Consider the following 18,066-nt stretch of genomic DNA (forward strand, 5'->3'; position numbering starts at 1 on the left):
TTTCGTGGGAACCTGCCTGATGCTCGGCCTGATGGTCGGCAGCTTCTTGAACGTGGTGATCCACCGCCTGCCGAGGATGATGGAACTCGGCTGGCAACAGCAATGCGCCGAACTGCGCGGCGAGGAGCCCCTCGCCCACCCGCGCTACAACCTCATCGCGCCGCGTTCCGCCTGCCCGCACTGCAACCACGCCATCAGCGCATGGGAAAACATCCCCGTCGTGAGTTACCTGCTGCTGCGCGGCAAATGCAAGGGATGCGGTGCAACCATCTCACCGCGCTACCCGATCATCGAGGCGGTCAGCGGCATCCTGAGCGCCTACGCGGCATGGCACTTCGGCTTCGGCTGGGCGACGGTTGGCGCGCTGCTACTCATCTGGGCACTGCTGGCGCTCACGGCGATCGACTTCGATACCCAACTGCTGCCCGATGACGTCACCCTGCCGCTCCTGTGGACCGGTTTGCTGTTCAACCTCTCCGGCACCTACACCAGCCTGCACAGCGCGGTGCTGGGCGCGATCTTTGGCTATCTCGCGCTGTGGGCCGTGTACTGGCTGTTCAAGTTCGCCACCGGCAAGGAAGGCATGGGCTACGGCGACTTCAAGCTGCTTGCAGCACTGGGCGCCTGGCTGGGATGGCAGATGCTGCCGCTGATCATTCTGCTGTCCTCGCTGGTCGGCGCAGTGGTCGGCATCGTCCTGATCGTCGCGACGAAACATGGCCGCCACATTCCCATCCCCTTCGGCCCCTATCTCGCCGGCGGCGGGCTGATCGCCCTGTTCTGGGGACAAACGCTGACGCAAAGCTATCTGCAATTGCTCGCCGCACCATGACCCTTCGACAGGCTCAGGACAGGCTGATCGTCGGCCTCACTGGCGGGATCGGTTGCGGCAAGAGTACTGTGGCGCATCTGTTCGCGGAACACGGCGCCGGCATCATCGACACCGATGCGATCTCACATCAGCTGACACAAGCTAGCGGTGCGGCAATCCCGTCCATCCGCGCAGCTTTCGGCAACCATTACATCGGCGATAACGGCGCCCTGGATCGCGCGAAGATGCGCGCCTTGGTCTTTTCCGATGCCGAGGCCAGGCAACGGCTGGAACAGCTGCTGCATCCGCGGATACTCGAACAGACCAAGGTGCAGTTGCAGCAGATGCGAGCATCTCCCTATGTCATCGTCGTCGTACCACTGCTTCTGCAAAGCTCGGAATACCGGAAACTGGTGGAGCGCGTGCTGGTGGTGGACTGCGACGAGCACATCCAGATCGAGCGCGTCATGATGCGTAGCCAGATGACAGAAGAGGAGGTGCTCGCCATCATCGCCAGCCAGACGCCGCGCGCCGAAAGGTTGCAACTGGCCGACGACGTTATCCGCAACGAAGACGGGCTGGATGAGCTGGCCGCCCAGGTCGCCGCGCTGCACCTCAAATATGGGCAAAACAACAATTGACGATATGCGGATATTCAATATATCGTTCGCAACTAATTTAACCGCATATCTGGCGACTACGGCGTGATCAGTTACGAGTTTCCCCTGAACGAAAAAGTCCGCACCCTGTTGCGCCTCGAAGACCTGTTCGCGCGCATGGAACACTTCACCGGGCAGAAACACAGCATGGACCATCACGCCGCGCTGATCACTCTGTTCGAAATTCTCGAAGTCGCCGGCCGCGCCGACCTGAAATCAGAGCTACTTCAAGAGCTTGAACGCCAAAAGCGCCTGCTGTCCGCCCTGCACAACAATCCGGCGATTTCGGAAGATGCGCTGGATGCGATACTGTCCGAGATCGACCAAGCCTCTGCCGGCTTGCTCGCCATGAGCGGCAAGATCGGTCAGCACCTGCGCGAAAATGAGTGGCTGATGGGCATCAAGCAGCGCGCCTGCATGCCGGGCGGCACCTGCGAATTCGATTTGCCTTCCTATCATTACTGGCAGGAGCAACCCGCTGATGCACGCCGCAGCGATTTGCAGGGCTGGCTGGCACCGCTGCTGCCGATAGCTTCAGGAATGAACATCGTGCTGAGGCTGCTGCGCGATAGCGGCAAGGTGCTGCGTTTCACCGCGCATCAAGGGACGTTCCAGCAAATGCAGGGCGGACGTGTCGCACAAATGCTGCGCCTTAGCCTGAGCCGGGAGCTGGCCTGCATTCCCGAAGTGGGCGCCAACAAGTACGCTATCAACATCCGCTTCATCGCCGCCAACTATGCGGCAAAATCCAGCCTGTTCGAGCAGGATGTCCCCTTTGAACTGACCTTTTGCAGCCTCGCTTCCTAGCAATGCCCAAAAAAGCACCACCTGTCGTCGCCTGCCCTCACTGCGGCAAGGAAATGGAATGGGACACCAGCAACCGCTTCCGCCCGTTTTGCAGCGAACGCTGCAAACTCATCGATCTGGGCAAATGGGCGAACGAGGAATATCGCGTCGAACAACGCGAACAGGACTTATCCGAACCGGATCACCAGGCCTGACGCAGCAAGGCAAGGCCGTGCGCGCCATGTTGCCAGGCAGTCTGCATATCGTCGTGCGTCAATCCTCCCAGCGCATACACCGGGATGGATGAGCCCGCTGCGATAGCCGTGAATTTTTCCCACCCGAGATGCGGCGCGCCCGGATGCGATTTCGTCGGCATCACCGGAGAAAGCAACGCGAAGTCGCAGCCTAGTGCCTCAGCACGGCGTAGCTCTTCCATGTTGTGGCAGGAAGCCGCACACCATTCCGCGTCAGGACGTTCACGCAATTCGACGAGCTGCGCTGCTGTCAGCTGTACGCCGTCCGCCCCCACCTCCTGCGCCAGCGCGACATCTCCATTGAGCAACACCTTCGCGCCATGCGCATGGGCCAAAGCCGCCACACGCTGCGCCAGTTCTCGCAACTCGTTGCGCGAAAGATTCTTCTCGCGCACCTGAACCAGCCGCAGTCCGTTCAATAGCGCAGCCTCCAGACGGCGCAGGAATTCCTCCACGCCCACTTCGGCGGCATTGCTGATGGCATACAGGGAGGGCAACTCCAGCGCGCGCAGGATGGGGGCATTGGCAGGCAGGACAGGGGCAACTGACACTTCAGTCGGGTGTTGCCATGAAAATTGCTGGCCTTCGTGCGGATGGGGTTCGCCGCTCCATGCCGTCACGCGAAAGAAATTCAGCCGTACTGTCGCATGCGGATAGGTAAACACCCGCGTGAGCCACGGATAGGCGGTCTTCACCTCGATGCCCAGCTCTTCTCGCAATTCGCGCACCAGCGCATGGTGCGCCGTCTCGCCCGGTTCCACCTTGCCGCCGGGGAATTCCCAGTAGCCAGCCCAGATTTTGTCGGATGGGCGTTGCGCTAACAGAAAGGAACCGTCGGGGCGTTGCAGGACGGCAGCGGAAACCTCGACCACCTTAGCCTGCTGCATTCCGTCCGCACCAGTCCCTGGCAAACTGCCCTGCCACCCGCCCACTGCGCGATCCCCGCATCAACGACCACTGCAACGCCGCCGTGCGCACTTCATCCGTCATGCCCTGCTCCCAGCCATGATGCGCAAGCCAGTGTTGTGCCACCGCCAGGTATTCGTCCTGACTGAACGGATAGAAGGAAATCCACAGGCCGAAGCGCTCGGACAACGAGACTTTTTCCTCCACGCTTTCCGCCGGATGCACCTCGTCGCCGACGTATTTCGTGGCGAGGTTGTCCTGCATGTAGTCCGGCATCAGGTGGCGGCGGTTGGAGGTCGCGTAGATCAGGAGGTTGTCGCTAAATGCCACTAGGTCGCCATCCAGCGCGGCTTTGAGCGACTGGTAGCCGGGTTCGGCATCGTTAAAGGAGAGATCGTCGCAATACAGAATGAAGCGCTCTGCGCGTCCCTGCACCAGCCCGACGATGTGCGACAGGTCGATCAAGCCCTGCTTATCGATCTGAATCACGCGCAGCCCCTGCTCCGCGTACTCGTTCAGCAGGGCTTTGACGAGAGACGACTTGCCCGTGCCGCGCGCGCCGGTGAGCAGCACGTTGTTCGCCGTGCCACCGCGCACGAATTGAAGTGTGTTCTGCCGGATGCGCTGCTTCTGGTCTGAGATGCCGAGCAGGTCAGCAAGCGTGATGCGCTGAAAGTTGGGAACGGGATGCAACGTGCGTTGTTGGTGATCCCAGCGGAACGCCGCGGCAGACCGCCAATCAGGCGACTGCGGCTGTGCGCCGGGCAATATGTTCTCCAGACGGGAAAGCAGCCCTTCGGCGCGATTAAGGAAGCGGTCGAGTTTGTCCATGTTCAAGCGTCCAGAATGAAACCAGCCGTCATTCCCGCGCAGGCGGGAATCCAGCAGTAGCAAAGATTGCTGCGTAGCAGACAAACAGACTTTGTTTCACTACGCGAGGTTGTTCAACTATCCGGATTCCCGCTTGAGCGGGAATGATGAACTAGCTTCGGTAGCTTGCGTTGATCTTGACGTAGTCGTAAGAGAAGTCGCACGTCCACAGCGTGGCATTCACCGCCCCGCGATTCAGCACCACGCGGATGGTGATGTCGCTCTGCTTCATCACACGCTGGCCGTCTTCTTCCTGGTAGCTGGCGGCGCGCCCACCGTTCTCCGCGACCAGCACGTCATCGAGATACAGCTTGAGCGCGGCGACATCCAGATCGCCCACGCCGGCATAGCCGATGGCTGCCAGGATACGACCGAGGTTGGGGTCTGAGGCGAAGAACGCGGTCTTGACCAGCGGCGAATGCGCGATGGCGTAGCCGATCTTCTTGCACTCGGCTTCGTCGCGACCGCCTTCGATCTTGATGGTGATGAACTTGGTCGCCCCCTCGCCGTCACGCACGATGGCTTGGGCAAGGTGCGTCGCCACTTCGGTGACGACCGCCTGCAATTGCGCATAGCCCGCACTGCCGGCATCGGTGATCTCCGCGCCGCTCTTACCGGTGGCGATCAGCATCAGCGCATCGTTGGTGGAGGTGTCGCCGTCCACGGTGATGCAGTTGAACGAACGGTTGGCCGCTTCGCTCACCATCTGTTGCAGCAGCGGCTGCGCCACGGCGGCGTCGGTGGCGATGTAGCCCAGCATGGTGGCCATGTTCGGATGGATCATGCCGGAGCCTTTGGAGATGCCGGTCACGGTGACTGTCTTGCCGCCGATCTGCACCTGCTTCGACATCGCCTTGGCGACGATGTCGGTGGTCATGATCGCATGCGCGGCGTCGAACCAGTTGTCCGCGCGCATGTTCGCGACCGCCGCCGGCAAGCCTGCAGCGATCTTATCCACGGGCAGCGGTTCCATGATGACGCCGGTGGAGAACGGCAGTATCTGCGAGGCCTTGCAGCCCAGCAGGCCGGCCAGCGCCGCACAGGTGGCACGCGCGTCGCGCATGCCCTGTTCGCCGGTACCCGCATTGGCATTGCCTGTATTGACCACGAGGGCGCGGATGCCCCCACCCTGCGCTAGATGCTCGCGCGCAACGGTCACCGGCGCGGCACAGAAGCGATTGGTGGTGAACACACCCGCGACGCGAGCACCCTCGTCCAGTTGCATCACCAGCAGATCCTTGCGCCCGGGGCGCTTGATGCCCGCCTCGGCGATACCCAAAGAAACACCCGCGACGGGCAGCAGTTCGCCCGCGGCGGGCGTAGTCAGATTGACCGGCATGAATTATCCTGATTCAGATATTGGAGCTGGTAGCCCGTAGCTTGTGGCTGGTAGCGAAACCCTGCTTTATAGCTACGAGCCACCCGCCACAAGCTACAAGTCGATTAATAACGGCCGTGAGTACGGTAGATGTAATTGCTCAGTTCGGCGGACTGCACGTTCACGCGCCGCACGATGCCGTGCATGTTGCGCGCCACGCCGCGCATCACCTTGTATACGATCATCGGGTGCGAGTTGATCAGGGATTCGAACCTGGCCCGCTCCAGGCTCAGCACCTTGGTGTTGCCAACCGCATACAGTGCCGCGCTGACCTGCGAAGCGGCACCACCAACAAAGGTGATCATGCCCGCCAGGTCACCCGGCTTGAGGACGTGAATGGTGGACTCGCCTTCGCCGCTCTGGAGCCTCACCTCGATGTCGCCGTGAGCCAGGATGTACAGATTGTCCGGATGATCCCCGTTGGGCTGGACGATTGCCTCGCCCGCCTTGTAGTCGCGGACCTCGAACAGTCCGGCGAGGATATCCACTTCCGCATCGCTCAGTTCCTCGGTAATGGTTGAGGTACGCAGCGTATCAATCACTAATGACATCTCGTTCTCCCTTTCGCTTTTTTTAGTTCAATTTACCATGGCACTGCTTGTATTTTTTGCCTGATCCGCATGGACAGGGATCGTTGCGACCGACTTTCTGTCCATCGCGCACAAACGGTTGATGCTCCCCATCGGTTGACTGATCCGGCTGGCCCAGCGCCTCATCGTAATCGGCGTGATGATACTGCACATTTTCCGGTGCTGGGGAGGCTTCTACCGATTCCACATCAGCCTGGTCGCGCACCTGCACCGTCATCAGCACCTGCGTCACTTCGCGCTTGATCGCCTCCAGCATCATGGCGAACAGCTCGAACGCCTCGCGCTTGTATTCCTGCTTGGGGTTTTTCTGCGCATAGCCGCGCAGGTGGATGCCCTGGCGCAGATGATCCAGCGCCGCCAAGTGCTCGCGCCAGTGCTGATCCAGGCTCTGCAGCATGATCACGCGCTCATAGTGGTGCATCTCCGGCCCGACCAGACCCACCTTGGCCTGGTACGACTGCCGCGCATGCTCGGCGATGCGCTCGCGCAAGCCCGATTCATCCAGCTGTTTTTCCTCCTCCAGCCAGCGCACCAGCGGCAGTTCGAGACGGAACTCGGCGGCCAAAGCCTTCTCCAGACCGGGCACATCCCACTGCTCTTCCATGCTGTGCGGCGTGATGTATTGGCTGACCGTATCCTCCAGCACGCCGTCGCGCATCGCGGCGATGGTCTCGGAAATGTCGCTGCTCTCGAGCAACTCGGCGCGCTGCTGGTAGATCACCTTGCGCTGGTCGTTGGCGACGTCGTCGTACTCCAGGATCTGCTTGCGCATATCGAAGTTGCGCGCCTCGACCTTGCGCTGTGCGTTCTCGATGGCGCGCGTCACCCAGCTGTGCTCGATGGCCTCGCCCTCGGGCAGCTTGAACTTGTTCATGATCGCCGCGACGCGGTCGGAGGCGAAGATGCGCAGCAGCGGGTCTTCCAGCGACAGGTAGAAGCGACTCGAACCGGGATCGCCCTGGCGACCGGAGCGCCCGCGCAACTGGTTGTCCACGCGACGAGACTCGTGGCGCTCGGTACCGATGATATGCAGGCCGCCGCTCTTCAGCACCTGCTCGTGCACCTGCTGCCACTCGGCCTTCAGTTGCGCGATGCGCTGTTCCTTCGTGGCGTCGTCCAGGCTCTCGTCAGTGCGGATCTGATCGACCTGCTTCTCGACGTTGCCGCCCAGCACGATGTCGGTACCGCGGCCCGCCATGTTGGTGGCGATGGTGACCATCTTGGGACGCCCGGCCTGTGCGACGATCTCCGCCTCGCGCGCATGCTGCTTGGCGTTCAGCACCTGGTGCGGCAGTTTTTCCTTTTCCAGCAACTGCGCCAGCAATTCGGAATTCTCGATCGAGGTCGTACCCACCAGCACCGGCTGGCCACGCTCGTAGCAATCCTTGATGTCGACGATCACTGCGCGGTATTTTTCCGCGGCGGTGAGGTACACCTTATCCATCTGGTCGTTGCGGATGGTCGGGCGGTGTGGCGGGATGATCACCGTCTCCAGGTTGTAGATCGACTGGAACTCATACGCCTCGGTATCCGCCGTACCGGTCATGCCGGCCAGCTTGTGATACATGCGGAAGTAGTTCTGGAAGGTGATCGAGGCCAGTGTCTGGTTCTCCTTCTGGATCGCCACGCCTTCCTTCGCCTCCACCGCCTGGTGCAGGCCGTCGGACCAGCGCCGACCGGCCATCAGTCGCCCGGTGAATTCGTCCACGATGACCACTTCGCCGTTCTGCACCACATAGTGCTGATCGAGGAAATACAGGTTGTGCGCGCGCAACGCTGCGTACAGGTGGTGGATCAGCGAGATGTTGGCCGGGTCATACAGGCTGCCACCCTCCGGCAGCAGTCCTGCCTGTGCCAGCAATTCTTCGGCGTGCTCGTGCCCGGTCTCGGAGAGCAAAATCTGGTGACTCTTCTCGTCCACGCTGAAATCGCCGGGGCTGTTCTCGTCTGCCTGGCGGCGCAATTGCGGCGCGAGTTTGTCCATGCGCAGGTAGATATCGACGTTGTCTTCGGCCTGACCGGAGATGATCAGCGGAGTGCGCGCCTCGTCGATCAGGATCGAGTCCACCTCGTCCACGATAGCGTAGTTGAGCGGCCGCTGGTAGCGCTCGCTGGCGTGGGTCGCCATATTGTCGCGCAGGTAGTCGAAGCCGAATTCGTTGTTGGTGCCGTAGGTGATGTCGGCGGCATAGGCCGCCTGTTTCTGGTCGTGAGGCATCTGCGACAGGATCACCCCCACCGACAGGCCCAGGAAGCGGTACAGCCGGCCCATCCATTCCGCGTCGCGGCTGGCGAGGTAATCGTTCACCGTCACCACATGCACGCCCCTGCCCGAGATCGCATTCAGATAGGCAGGCAGGGTCGCCATCAGGGTTTTGCCCTCACCGGTGCGCATCTCGGCGATCTTGCCGTAATGCAGCGTCATACCGCCGATCAGCTGCACATCGTAATGGCGCATGCCGAGCGCACGCTTGCTCGCCTCGCGCACGACGGCGAAAGCTTCCGGCAGGATCGCGTCGAGCGATTCGCCGTTGGCAAAGCGTTGTCTGAAACTCTCGGTCTTCTGGCGCAGCTCGTCATCGCTCAGCTTCGCGACATCGGCCTCCAGATTATTGATGGTCTGGACAGTGGCGCGGTACTGCTTGAGCAGGCGGTCGTTGCGGCTGCCGAAGATGCTTTTCAACACTTTGGAAATCATGTTCTCGTTTTCTCTGCGCAAAAAATAAAAGGGTGAGGCGATTCATCACCTCACCCCCGGACATCACTGCCTCGCCATCAACCGTGCGCTTCCTGCAGGAAGCGCACGGGATTCTGGGCGATACCCTTATAGCGGACTTCAAAGTGCAAGTGACTGCCGGTGGAGCGCCCGGTGCTGCCGACTTCGGCGACCTTCTCGCCGCGCCGCACCACCTGACCCACCTTGGCCAGCAAGCGCGAAGCATGCGCATAGCGCGTCACAATGTCATTGCCGTGATCAATCTCGATCATATTACCATACTGGGGGTGGTAATCCGAGTAAGCTACTACGCCGCCTGCCGAGGCGCGGATGGATGTCCCCTCCGGCACCATGAAGTCGACCCCCTCGTGCATCGCGCTCGCCCCGGTGAACGGGTCGAGTCTCCAGCCGAAGTTCGACGAAGAGAAACCCTCGGCGATCGGTGGGATCGACGGCAACAGCTTGTGACTCAACTGGTTCTGCTGCAGAAGGGTCTCCAGTGCCACCAGCTTGTCGCTGCGGTCGTTCACCAACTGGGTCAGCGTGTTGAGTTGCTGCTCCAGCGTCGCCGCCGACATCTGCTGCGGATTCAGCGTCACCAGCGGACCGCCCTGTGCGGGCGGCTGATCGAAGCGGAATTCATCCGGCTTCATGCCGGACAACTTGGCCAGGCGCGCACCCAGCGCATCCAGGCGCTGCAATTGCGCCTGCATCTGCCCGACGCGGGCCGCCATCGCATCCAGACTGCTGTTCACGTAGGAATCCCGCTTCTGGCGCTCCTCGCTCTGGATCCTGGACAGCAAGGCGCGCACACCGTCGTTCAGGCCTTCCGGCGCAAAACGAGCCAACGCGTACTGCAAGGTAAAGGTCGCCACCCAGACCATCACGGACACCAGCACCACCAGCAGCATGATCTGCCAGGTACCCAGCGTGATGCTGCGGGATTTTGCCAAGCGATTGGAAACTAGAATAATATTCACGCTCCCCCTCCTAACTTATTATGGTTGCTTATAACTTCGTGGCGCATCGATTCGGAACACTACTAAGCGGCAGCCCGGAGCTCCGCCCGCTCGTCTCCAGAGCCCAGGCCCTGTCAGCGCTGCAACGCCATTTTGCAGGCGTCGCACCGTCCTATCTTGCGCAATCGAGCATGGTATCGGGCCTGCAATTCGGCACCCTCACTGTCGTTGTCGCCAACGCCACTGTCGCCGCCAAGCTGCGGCAACTTGCGCCGGAACTTGTTGTTTTATTGCAAAACAGGGGCTGCGAGATTAGCGGAATCCGCGTCAAGGTGCAAGTTTCCGTCGCCCCCGTCCCGCGCAAAAACACCCCGCGCCAACTGAGCAGGACGGCACGCAATGCCCTGGATGGCCTCAGCGCGAGCCTGGAGGAATCGCCGCTCAAACAGGCACTTGAGAAGCTGGCCCGCGACTAAAGAAATACCCGCCAGCCGGTCAACACATAACGCTCCAGCACGAACAGCAGTCCGGACACCAATAGCACCAGCACGGCAAAGCGCACCGTCTGCCACGCGAAGCGCAGATAACGGCGGTCACGCGTGAAGATGTACATCCCGCCGCCGAGCACTACCAGCAGGATGACAAGTACAAAGAACAAACGCAGGATCAGCATAAACCCCCCGTTCTTTACCGCAGCTAGGTGGTTTGCAACTGCAAGCGCAGGAACGACGGGGCATCCTCCACGCTATCGAAAGTGACGAACTCCCACGCTTGCTCGTCGGCAAGCAGGGCGCGCACCAGCGCATTGTTCAGGGCATGGCCGGATTTGAAACCGGAGAACGCGCCGATCAGCGGATACCCCAGCATGTAGAGATCGCCGATGGCGTCGAGCACCTTGTGCTTGACGAACTCGTCCTCGAAGCGCAGGCCGTCCGCATTCAGCACGCGGTAGTCATCCATCACGATGGCGTTATCCAGGCTGCCGCCCAGCGCCAAACCCTGCGCGCGCATGTTCTCGACATCCTGCATGAAGCCGAAAGTGCGTGCACGGCTGATATCGCGCACGTAGGACTCCTCCCCCAGATCGACCGTGACATGCTGCTTGGTGTTGGCAAAGACCGGATGGGCGAAGTTGATGGTAAAGGTCAGCTTGTAGCCGTTATAGGGATCGAAGCGCACCCACTTGTCGCCCTGCTTCACCTCGATGCTTTTCTTCACACGGATGAATTTCTTGGCGGCGGACTGCTCCACGATACCCGTCGACTGCAGCAGGAAGATGAACGTACCGGCACTGCCGTCCATGATCGGCACTTCGGCACTATCCAGATCGACGTAGGCATTGTCGACCCCCAGGCCGGCAAATGCCGACATCAGGTGCTCGACGGTGGCGACGCGCACGCCGTTCTGCTCCATGCAGGTGGAAAGCCGCGTGTCGTGCACCAGATCGGCGCGCGCACGAATCTCCTCCACCGGCTTGACGTCCACTCGGCGGAATACGATCCCGGTGTTGACCGGGGCGGGACGCAGCCCGAGCGTGACCTTCTCGCCGCTGTGCAAGCCGACGCCCGTCACGCTGACGGAGCCCTTCAATGTGCGTTGCCTAACCATCGGTGTCTTGAGCGATGAAATCATGGGGCGATTTTACCACGCCCACTATCCTCGCTCCCCGCCCCCGTTAGTCTGCCTGCTTGCGCAGGAACGACGGGATGTCGAGCATGTCCATGCCGGACTTCTCCATCGCATCGATGGTCTCGCGGCGGCCGCGGCGCATCACGGCCGGGGTATCCAGCTCGCTGTAGTTCACTCCCGGGTTGCTGGTGGCGAACGGCTCGTTGTCGGTACCGGTGCGCTGGTAGGTAGTCTCTTCGCCGCGATACACCACTTCCGGCTTCGTCTGCTTGCGTGCCAGCGGTGCGCCCAGGCCGGTTGCCACCACAGTGACGCGCAACTCGTCGCCCATCGCCTCGTCGAACACGGAACCCACGATCACGGTCGCTTCTTCTGCGGCGAACTGTACGCACTCCATCACGTCGTCGATCTCCTTCAGCTTCAGGTTGCTCGAGGAAGTGATGTTCACCAGCACGCCGCGCGCGCCGGACATGTTCACGTCTTCCAGCAGCGGGCTTGCGATGGCGCGTTCTGCAGCGGTGCGCGCGCGGTCAGCGCCGTTGGCGATTGCGGAACCCATCATCGCCATACCGTTTTCCGACATCACGGTGCGAACGTCGGCGAAGTCCACGTTGATCAGACCGGGCACGTTGATGACCTCGGCGATGCCCGCGACTGCACCCTGCAGCACGCCGTTGGCGGCCTTGAATGCTTCCGGCACGGTGATGTCGTTGCCCAGCACTTCCATCAGCTTGGAGTTCGGCACGATGATCAGCGAATCGACATGCTCGTGCAGCGCCTCGATACCGGCCTTGGCGAAACGCATGCGGTTGCCTTCGTAGGTGAACGGCTTGGTGACCACCGCCACGGTGAGGATGTCCAGCTCGCGCGCGATCTGTGCGACGATGGGTGCCGCACCGGTGCCGGTGCCGCCGCCCATACCAGCGGTGATGAACACCATGTTCGCGCCGGCGATCAGTTCCTTGATGCGCTCGCGGTCTTCTTCCGCCGCAGCCTGGCCGACCGACGGCTTCGCGCCCGCGCCCAGGCCCTTGGTGATGTTTGCCCCGATCTGCAACTGGGTGCGCGCCTTGCTGCGCTTGAGAGCCTGTGCATCGGTGTTGATGGCGATGAACTCCACCCCCTGCACGCCCTGCTCGATCATGTGATCGACCGCGTTGCCGCCGCAGCCGCCCACGCCGATCACCTTGATCACCGCATCCTGAGTTTGCGCTTCCATGATTTCAAACATCGTTATTCTCCTTTTCGTAATTGCAAAACAAACCCTGAACCTGCCAAAACCCAAACGCTAAAAATTACCCTGGAACCATGCCTTCATCTTCGCCAACACGTCGCTGAATGAACCCGACTGCGCACGCGTTTCCTCGGTGCGCTGGAAGTGCTCCAGCCCGTACAGCAACAGGCCGACGCCGGTCGCCATGCGCGGTGTCTTCACCACGTCCGAAAGGCCGCCGACGTACTTGGGGATACCCAGGCGCACCGGCATGTGGAATATCTCTTCGCCCAGCTCGACCATGCCCTGCATCGCGCTGCTGCCGCCGGTGATGACGATGCCGGACGACAGCAGGTCCTCGAAGCCGCTGCGGCGCAGCTCCTGCTGCACCAGCGAATACAGCTCCTCGACGCGCGGCTCGATAACCTCTGCGAGGGTCTGGCGCGACAGCATGCGCGGCCCGCGCTCGCCCACGCCCGGCACTTCGATCGCGCCGTCGTCGGCCAGCTGGCGCAGCGCACAACCGTGCTTGATCTTGATGTCTTCCGCATCCTGCGTCGGCGTGCGTAGCGCCATCGCGATATCGTTGGTGATCTGGTCTCCAGCGATGGGGATCACTGCGGTATGGCGGATCGCACCGCCGGTAAACACGGCGATATCGGTGGTGCCTCCGCCGATATCGACGATGCACACGCCCAGTTCCTTCTCGTCCTCTTCCAGCACTGCCTTGCTCGATGCCAGCGGCTGCAGGATCAGCTCGTTCACTTCCAGCCCGCAGCGGTGGATACACTTCATGATGTTCTGCACCGCAGCGACCGCGCCGCTGACGATGTGCACCTCCACGTCCAGGCGCATGCCGCTCATACCCAGCGGCTTCTTGATGCCGTCCTGTCCGTCGATGCTGAACTCCTGTTCGAGGATGTGCAGAATCTGCTGGTCGCCCGGCAGACTGATCGAGCTTGCAGTCTCGACCACGCGATCGATGTCGGTGACCGCGACCTCCTTCTCCTTGATCTTCACCATGCCGCGCGAATTGATGCCGCGGATATGGCTGCCGGCGATGCCGGTATAGACCTCGTGTATCTTGCAGTCGGCCATCAGCTCGGCCTCTTCGAGCGCGCGCTGGATCGCGCCGACAGTGGCCTCGATGTTGACCACCATGCCCTTCTTCATGCCGCTAGACTCGTGCATGCCCATGCCGATCACTTCGAGCATGCCGTCCGGCTTCACCTCGCCGACGATGGCCACGATTTTGGACGTACCGATATCCAGACCGACCACCAGGTTCTTGGCATCCTTGCTGTTTCTACTCATCTCTGTTCTCCACTGCCTGCTAACCGTTTAACGCACCGCCCAGCGCAAAGCCGTTGCGGTAACGCAAATCCACATATCTCACCGAACCCTCCATCGCCGCAAGGCTGTATGGGTACACCGAAACGAAGCGCGCCAAGCGCTGTTCCATCTCCTCGCGCCCCAGTTCCAGCACCATGCCGTTGCTCAGGTGCAGCTGCCAGGCATGCCGCGGCGTCAGCGCGATCTGCGCGACTTTCAGGTTCAGCGCAGCGAGTTGCTGGCCGAATTCGCCGTAGCGCTGCTTGATCTCGAATGAATCGCCGTCCTGTCCGATGAACGCCGGCAGCGTCTCTTCACTGTAGGCGTTGAACACCTCGCCCTGCATATTCACCAGCGCATCGCCGTTCCAGCGCGCCAGCACCTGATGCTCTTCCAGCTGCACAACCAGCCGATCGGGAAACTCGCGCCGGATACTGACGCTGCGCACCCAGGGCAATTGCTCCAGCGACTGCCGCAGGCGCTCGATGTCCACGGTGAAGAAGTTTCCATCGATCTCCTTGCGCGCCACCTTCAGCACATCCTCTGGAACCACCCGCTGCGGCGCTGCATTCAGACGCACGCTGTGCAGCGGGAACAGCCCCGGCAGATGCACGGCATACCAGACCGCGCCGGACAACACCGCCAGCACGCTGAAAGAGATCAGCGCGTTGGCGATGTTGCGCAGCAGCGGCGCGTTATCCCACATGCGCCAGCTCCAGCACCTTCACCACCAGCTGTTCGAAACTGATACCTGCCTGCCGCGCCGCCATCGGCACCAGGCTGTGGTCGGTCATACCCGGCGAGGTGTTGATCTCCAGCAGGTAGGGCTGACCGCTCTCGCTCATCAGGAAATCCACGCGCCCCCAGCCCTGTCCGCCAATCAGCGCGAACGCCTGTTTCGCGAGGTGCTGCATCTCCGCTTCCTTTTCCACGCTCAGGCCGCACGGGCACAGATAACGGGTGTCGTCGCGCAGGTATTTCGCCTCGTAGTCGTAGAACTCGTTGGCCGGCTCGATCTTGATGACCGGGAGCGCCGTGTCGCCCAGGATCGCCGCAGTATATTCACCGCCGCCGACGAAGCTCTCCGCGATCACCAGCTTGTCGTGCTTCGCCGCCTCGCGGTATGCCGCCTGCAATTCCTCTACCGACTTCGCCTTGCTGATGCCGACACTGGAACCTTCGTTCGCGGGCTTCACGAATATCGGCAAGCCGAGTTTCGCGACCACCGCGCCCCAATCGCTGTTTTCGTTCAGCAGCGTATACGCGGGCACCGGCAGGTTCGCCGACTGCCACACCAGCTTGGTGCGCCACTTATCCATACCCAGCGCGGAAGCCAGCACGCCGCTGCCGGTATAAGGAATGCCCAGCAACTCCAGCGCGCCCTGCACCGTGCCGTCCTCGCCACCGCGCCCGTGCAGCGCGATGAACGCGCGGTCGTAACCCTCATCCTTCAACGCCTGCAGGCTCTGCACCGCCGGGTCGAACGCATAAGCATCCACGCCGCTGCGCTGCAACGCGGCCAGAACCGCCGTACCGCTCTTCAACGACACCTCGCGCTCAGCGGAACGTCCGCCGAACAACACCGCTACTTTTCCAAATCGTTTCACTTTGCCTCTCCAATAATCCTTACCTCGGGATGCAACTGCACCCCCGTCTGTGCGGCCACTGTCTGCCGCACTTCGTTGATCAGATTCTCGATGTCCGCTGCCGTCGCATCGCCGGTGTTGACGATGAAATTCGCGTGTTTCTCCGACACCTGCGCGCCGCCGATGCGCTTGCCTTTCAGGCCGCATTGCTGGATCAGCCGCGCTGCATGGTCGCCCGGCGGATTGCGGAACACCGACCCCGCATTCGGCAGGTTCAGCGGCTGGCTGGCGATGCGCTTCGACAACAGCTCCTTGATCTGCTGCCGCGCGGCCTCGCCGTCGCCTTGCTCGAACTTCATCGTTGCGGAGACGAACCACTCTTCCGCCGCTTTCCGCAATGCCAGATGGCGGTACCCGATCTCGTAATCCTGCGGCGTGCGCTCGATCAGCTCGCCGTTGCGCGTCACCACTTGCACGCGCAGCACTTTTTCCCAGATCTCGCTGCCGTAACAACCGGCGTTCATCGCCAGCATGCCGCCCACCGTGCCGGGGATGCCGGCGAAGAACTCCGCACCGCGCAAGTTGTGCAGCGAGGCGAAACGCGCCAGCTTCGCGCCCGGCACGCCGGCCTCGACGTAGACGCTGCCATCCGCTTCGAGGCGCAGCTCGCTCAAGGCACCGTGCATCAGCAGGACGGTCCCACGCAGCCCGCCGTCTCGCACCAGCAGGTTGCTGCCGAGGCCTACGGGATAGAGTGGCTCACCTGCAGGCAACGTGCGCATAAAGGCTACGAGATCGTTCAGGTCCGCGGGCCGGTACATACGCTGCGCATTGCCGCCCGCACGCCAGCTGGTGTGCTTGCGCATGGGCACGTCGAAGCGCAATTCGCCTCGCAAGCTTTCCGCAATGAATTGTCCCGGTTCGCTCATGTTCATTTCTGTACCAGCTGCCTGACCAGATTCGGCACGCCGCCGATCGAGCCCGCACCCATGGTGATCACTACGTCGCCGTCGCGCGCCATCTGCATGATGGCCTGAGGCATGTCGACGATCTGTTCCACAAATACGGCCTCGCTCTGTCCCGCCACGCGCAGCGCATGCATCAGCGCGCGTCCATTTGCAGCAACGATGGGCGCTTCGCCCGCCGCATACACTTCTGTCAGCAGCAGCGCATCCACGCTGCACAGCACCTTCACGAAGTCCTCGAAGAGGTCGCGCGTCCGGGTATAACGGTGCGGCTGGAACGCCAGCACCAGCCGCTTGCCCGGAAATGCGCCGCGCACCGCCGCCAGCGTCGCCTTCATCTCCACGGGGTGATGACCATAGTCGTCGAGCAAGGTGAACGATCCGCCGCTCGCGAGCGGAATCTCGCCGTAGCGCTGCATGCGCCGCCCCACGCCCTGGAATTCGGCCAGCGCGGCGACGATGGCGTCGTCCGCTACACCCACTTCAAGCGCCACGGCGATGGCCGCGAGCGCATTCAGCACGTTGTGCATGCCGGCCAGGTTGAGAGTGACATCCAGGTCTTTCGGCGTGCCGTTCTGCCGGCACTGCGCGGTGAAGCGCATCCGTCCCCCTTCGTGGCGCACGTTCACCGCGCGGATCTGCGCCTCTTCGCCGAAGCCGTAGGTAGTGATCGGCTTGCTGATACGCGGCAGGATGTCGCGCACGTTGGGATCATCCACGCACAGCATGGCGCGGCCATAGAAGGGCAGGCGCTCGATGAAATCGACGAAGGCCTGCTTCAGCTTCTCGAAGTCGTGCCCGTAGGTCTCCATGTGGTCGGCGTCGATATTGGTGACCACCGCGAGGATGGGCGAGAGGTACAGGAAGGAGGCATCCGACTCGTCCGCTTCTGCGACGATAAACTCGCCCGTGCCCAGGCGCGCATTCGCGCCGCTGCTGTTGAGGCGTCCGCCGATCACGAAGGTCGGGTCGTAGCCGCCCTTCGCCAGCACGCTGGTCACAAGGCTGGTGGTCGTAGTCTTGCCATGCGTACCTGCGACGGCGATGCCCTGGCGCAACCGCATCAGCTCGGCGAGCATCACTGCGCGCGGCACCACGGGGATGCGCCGCTCGCGCGCAGCGACCACTTCCGGGTTATCCGCCTTAACGGCGGTGGAGACCACCACAGCATCGACATCCCTAAGGTTGTCCGCTGCATGGCCTTGGTAAATGGTCGCGCCCAGCGTCTGCAGGCGCTGCGTCACCGCACTGTCTGCGAGATCGGAGCCACTCACCTTGAAGCCGAGATTGAGCAACACCTCGGCGATGCCGTTCATGCCCGAACCGCCGATGCCGACGAAATGGATGTTTTTGACTTTATGCTTCATCTCGAAACCCTATCTGTCCACGAAAAGCACGAAAGGACACAAACA

General features: G+C 61.8%; 19 protein-coding genes. 5 read left to right on the forward strand and 14 right to left on the reverse strand.

What is annotated here, in order from left to right; genetic code table 11:
- The first annotated feature begins 19 nt into the window (after window positions 1-19).
- From FGKAn22_RS11070 to FGKAn22_RS11085, 4 genes are all read left to right on the forward strand, one after another.
- Window positions 20-832, forward strand: a complete 813-nt coding sequence (locus FGKAn22_RS11070; protein ID WP_212787222.1) for a prepilin peptidase — start codon at window positions 20-22, stop codon at window positions 830-832.
- The gene (coaE, locus tag FGKAn22_RS11075; RefSeq protein ID WP_212785692.1) at window positions 829-1,452 is read left to right on the forward strand and encodes a dephospho-CoA kinase; all 624 of its coding nucleotides are present in this window, start codon (window positions 829-831) and stop codon (window positions 1,450-1,452) included. The genes FGKAn22_RS11070 and coaE overlap by 4 nt, the downstream gene beginning before the upstream one ends.
- Before the next feature lie 63 nt (window positions 1,453-1,515).
- Entirely contained in the window at window positions 1,516-2,277 is a 762-nt protein-coding gene (gene zapD / locus FGKAn22_RS11080; protein ID WP_212785693.1) for a cell division protein ZapD, read from the forward strand.
- A 2-nt stretch (window positions 2,278-2,279) separates the two neighbouring features.
- Window positions 2,280-2,471 (forward strand): DNA gyrase inhibitor YacG, encoded by a 192-nt coding sequence (locus FGKAn22_RS11085; RefSeq protein WP_212785694.1) that lies wholly within the window; start codon window positions 2,280-2,282, stop codon window positions 2,469-2,471.
- On the opposite strand, the gene FGKAn22_RS11090 is transcribed toward FGKAn22_RS11085, so the two are convergent.
- From FGKAn22_RS11090 to FGKAn22_RS11115, 6 genes are all read right to left on the reverse strand, one after another.
- On the reverse strand, window positions 2,459-3,397 hold the full coding sequence (locus tag FGKAn22_RS11090; RefSeq protein WP_212785695.1) for a Nudix family hydrolase: 939 nt from the start codon (window positions 3,395-3,397) through the stop codon (window positions 2,459-2,461). The two genes, FGKAn22_RS11085 and FGKAn22_RS11090, sit on opposite strands and share 13 nt — an antisense overlap.
- Window positions 3,384-4,247, reverse strand: coding sequence for an ATP-binding protein (locus FGKAn22_RS11095; RefSeq protein ID WP_212785696.1), 864 nt, complete (start codon window positions 4,245-4,247; stop codon window positions 3,384-3,386). The genes FGKAn22_RS11090 and FGKAn22_RS11095 overlap by 14 nt, the downstream gene beginning before the upstream one ends.
- A 151-nt stretch (window positions 4,248-4,398) precedes the next feature.
- Window positions 4,399-5,625, reverse strand: coding sequence for a bifunctional glutamate N-acetyltransferase/amino-acid acetyltransferase ArgJ (gene argJ, locus FGKAn22_RS11100; RefSeq protein WP_212785697.1), 1,227 nt, complete (start codon window positions 5,623-5,625; stop codon window positions 4,399-4,401).
- A 104-nt stretch (window positions 5,626-5,729) separates the two neighbouring features.
- Window positions 5,730-6,215 carry a Crp/Fnr family transcriptional regulator gene (locus FGKAn22_RS11105; protein ID WP_212785698.1) on the reverse strand — a complete coding sequence of 162 codons (486 nt, stop codon included), beginning with the start codon at window positions 6,213-6,215 and terminating at the stop codon, window positions 5,730-5,732.
- Window positions 6,216-6,237: 22 nt separating this feature from the next.
- Window positions 6,238-8,952, reverse strand: coding sequence for a preprotein translocase subunit SecA (secA, locus tag FGKAn22_RS11110; RefSeq protein WP_212785699.1), 2,715 nt, complete (start codon window positions 8,950-8,952; stop codon window positions 6,238-6,240).
- A gap of 77 nt (window positions 8,953-9,029) precedes the next feature.
- On the reverse strand, window positions 9,030-9,950 hold the full coding sequence (locus FGKAn22_RS11115; protein ID WP_212785700.1) for a M23 family metallopeptidase: 921 nt from the start codon (window positions 9,948-9,950) through the stop codon (window positions 9,030-9,032).
- A 20-nt stretch (window positions 9,951-9,970) separates the two neighbouring features.
- On the opposite strand from FGKAn22_RS11115, the gene FGKAn22_RS11120 reads away from it, so the two are divergent.
- The gene (locus FGKAn22_RS11120; protein ID WP_212785701.1) at window positions 9,971-10,405 is read left to right on the forward strand and encodes a DciA family protein; all 435 of its coding nucleotides are present in this window, start codon (window positions 9,971-9,973) and stop codon (window positions 10,403-10,405) included.
- On the opposite strand, the gene FGKAn22_RS11125 is transcribed toward FGKAn22_RS11120, so the two are convergent.
- From FGKAn22_RS11125 to murC, 8 genes are all read right to left on the reverse strand, one after another.
- Window positions 10,402-10,602, reverse strand: a complete 201-nt coding sequence (locus FGKAn22_RS11125) for a hypothetical protein (protein ID WP_212785702.1) — start codon at window positions 10,600-10,602, stop codon at window positions 10,402-10,404. The genes FGKAn22_RS11120 and FGKAn22_RS11125 overlap by 4 nt on opposite strands.
- Window positions 10,603-10,625: 23 nt before the next feature.
- A complete protein-coding gene (gene lpxC, locus FGKAn22_RS11130) occupies window positions 10,626-11,537 on the reverse strand; it encodes a UDP-3-O-acyl-N-acetylglucosamine deacetylase (protein WP_212785703.1) in 912 nt (303 codons plus the stop codon).
- Window positions 11,538-11,604: 67 nt separating this feature from the next.
- Window positions 11,605-12,789 (reverse strand): cell division protein FtsZ, encoded by a 1,185-nt coding sequence (gene ftsZ, locus FGKAn22_RS11135; RefSeq protein WP_212785704.1) that lies wholly within the window; start codon window positions 12,787-12,789, stop codon window positions 11,605-11,607.
- A 57-nt stretch (window positions 12,790-12,846) separates the two neighbouring features.
- The gene (gene ftsA / locus FGKAn22_RS11140; protein WP_212785705.1) at window positions 12,847-14,085 is read right to left on the reverse strand and encodes a cell division protein FtsA; all 1,239 of its coding nucleotides are present in this window, start codon (window positions 14,083-14,085) and stop codon (window positions 12,847-12,849) included.
- Between the two features lie 19 nt (window positions 14,086-14,104).
- Complete coding sequence (locus tag FGKAn22_RS11145) at window positions 14,105-14,809, reverse strand: cell division protein FtsQ/DivIB (RefSeq protein ID WP_212785706.1); 705 nt, start codon at window positions 14,807-14,809, stop codon at window positions 14,105-14,107.
- The gene (locus tag FGKAn22_RS11150) at window positions 14,799-15,710 is read right to left on the reverse strand and encodes a D-alanine--D-alanine ligase (RefSeq protein WP_246487399.1); all 912 of its coding nucleotides are present in this window, start codon (window positions 15,708-15,710) and stop codon (window positions 14,799-14,801) included. The genes FGKAn22_RS11145 and FGKAn22_RS11150 overlap by 11 nt, the downstream gene beginning before the upstream one ends.
- Window positions 15,707-16,624, reverse strand: coding sequence for a UDP-N-acetylmuramate dehydrogenase (murB, locus tag FGKAn22_RS12565; RefSeq protein WP_246487400.1), 918 nt, complete (start codon window positions 16,622-16,624; stop codon window positions 15,707-15,709). The genes FGKAn22_RS11150 and murB overlap by 4 nt, the downstream gene beginning before the upstream one ends.
- Window positions 16,621-18,021: a UDP-N-acetylmuramate--L-alanine ligase gene (gene murC / locus FGKAn22_RS11155; RefSeq protein WP_212785708.1), complete on the reverse strand. Its 1,401-nt coding sequence runs from the start codon at window positions 18,019-18,021 to the stop codon at window positions 16,621-16,623. Before murC ends, murB begins: the two co-directional genes overlap by 4 nt.
- Window positions 18,022-18,066: the final 45 nt, after the last annotated feature.

The organism is Ferrigenium kumadai (assembly GCF_018324385.1).
In the GTDB taxonomy this organism is placed as follows: domain Bacteria; phylum Pseudomonadota; class Gammaproteobacteria; order Burkholderiales; family Gallionellaceae; genus Gallionella; species Gallionella kumadai.

Excerpts from the sequence above, each read along its gene's own strand:
- FGKAn22_RS11070 (WP_212787222.1), top strand. The coding sequence starts at position 20 with ATGCTCGGCCTGATGGTCGGCAGCTTCTTGAACGTGGTGATCCACCGC.
- coaE (WP_212785692.1), top strand. The coding sequence starts at position 829 with ATGACCCTTCGACAGGCTCAGGACAGGCTGATCGTCGGCCTCACTGGC.
- FGKAn22_RS11085 (WP_212785694.1), top strand. The coding sequence starts at position 2,280 with ATGCCCAAAAAAGCACCACCTGTCGTCGCCTGCCCTCACTGCGGCAAG.
- FGKAn22_RS11090 (WP_212785695.1), bottom strand. The coding sequence starts at position 3,397 with ATGCAGCAGGCTAAGGTGGTCGAGGTTTCCGCTGCCGTCCTGCAACGC.
- FGKAn22_RS11095 (WP_212785696.1), bottom strand. The coding sequence starts at position 4,247 with ATGGACAAACTCGACCGCTTCCTTAATCGCGCCGAAGGGCTGCTTTCC.
- argJ (WP_212785697.1), bottom strand. The coding sequence starts at position 5,625 with ATGCCGGTCAATCTGACTACGCCCGCCGCGGGCGAACTGCTGCCCGTC.
- FGKAn22_RS11105 (WP_212785698.1), bottom strand. The coding sequence starts at position 6,215 with ATGTCATTAGTGATTGATACGCTGCGTACCTCAACCATTACCGAGGAA.
- secA (WP_212785699.1), bottom strand. The coding sequence starts at position 8,952 with ATGATTTCCAAAGTGTTGAAAAGCATCTTCGGCAGCCGCAACGACCGC.
- FGKAn22_RS11120 (WP_212785701.1), top strand. The coding sequence starts at position 9,971 with ATGGTTGCTTATAACTTCGTGGCGCATCGATTCGGAACACTACTAAGC.
- FGKAn22_RS11125 (WP_212785702.1), bottom strand. The coding sequence starts at position 10,602 with ATGCTGATCCTGCGTTTGTTCTTTGTACTTGTCATCCTGCTGGTAGTG.
- lpxC (WP_212785703.1), bottom strand. The coding sequence starts at position 11,537 with ATGGTTAGGCAACGCACATTGAAGGGCTCCGTCAGCGTGACGGGCGTC.
- ftsZ (WP_212785704.1), bottom strand. The coding sequence starts at position 12,789 with ATGTTTGAAATCATGGAAGCGCAAACTCAGGATGCGGTGATCAAGGTG.
- ftsA (WP_212785705.1), bottom strand. The coding sequence starts at position 14,085 with ATGAGTAGAAACAGCAAGGATGCCAAGAACCTGGTGGTCGGTCTGGAT.
- FGKAn22_RS11145 (WP_212785706.1), bottom strand. The coding sequence starts at position 14,809 with ATGTGGGATAACGCGCCGCTGCTGCGCAACATCGCCAACGCGCTGATC.
- murB (WP_246487400.1), bottom strand. The coding sequence starts at position 16,624 with ATGAACATGAGCGAACCGGGACAATTCATTGCGGAAAGCTTGCGAGGC.
- murC (WP_212785708.1), bottom strand. The coding sequence starts at position 18,021 with ATGAAGCATAAAGTCAAAAACATCCATTTCGTCGGCATCGGCGGTTCG.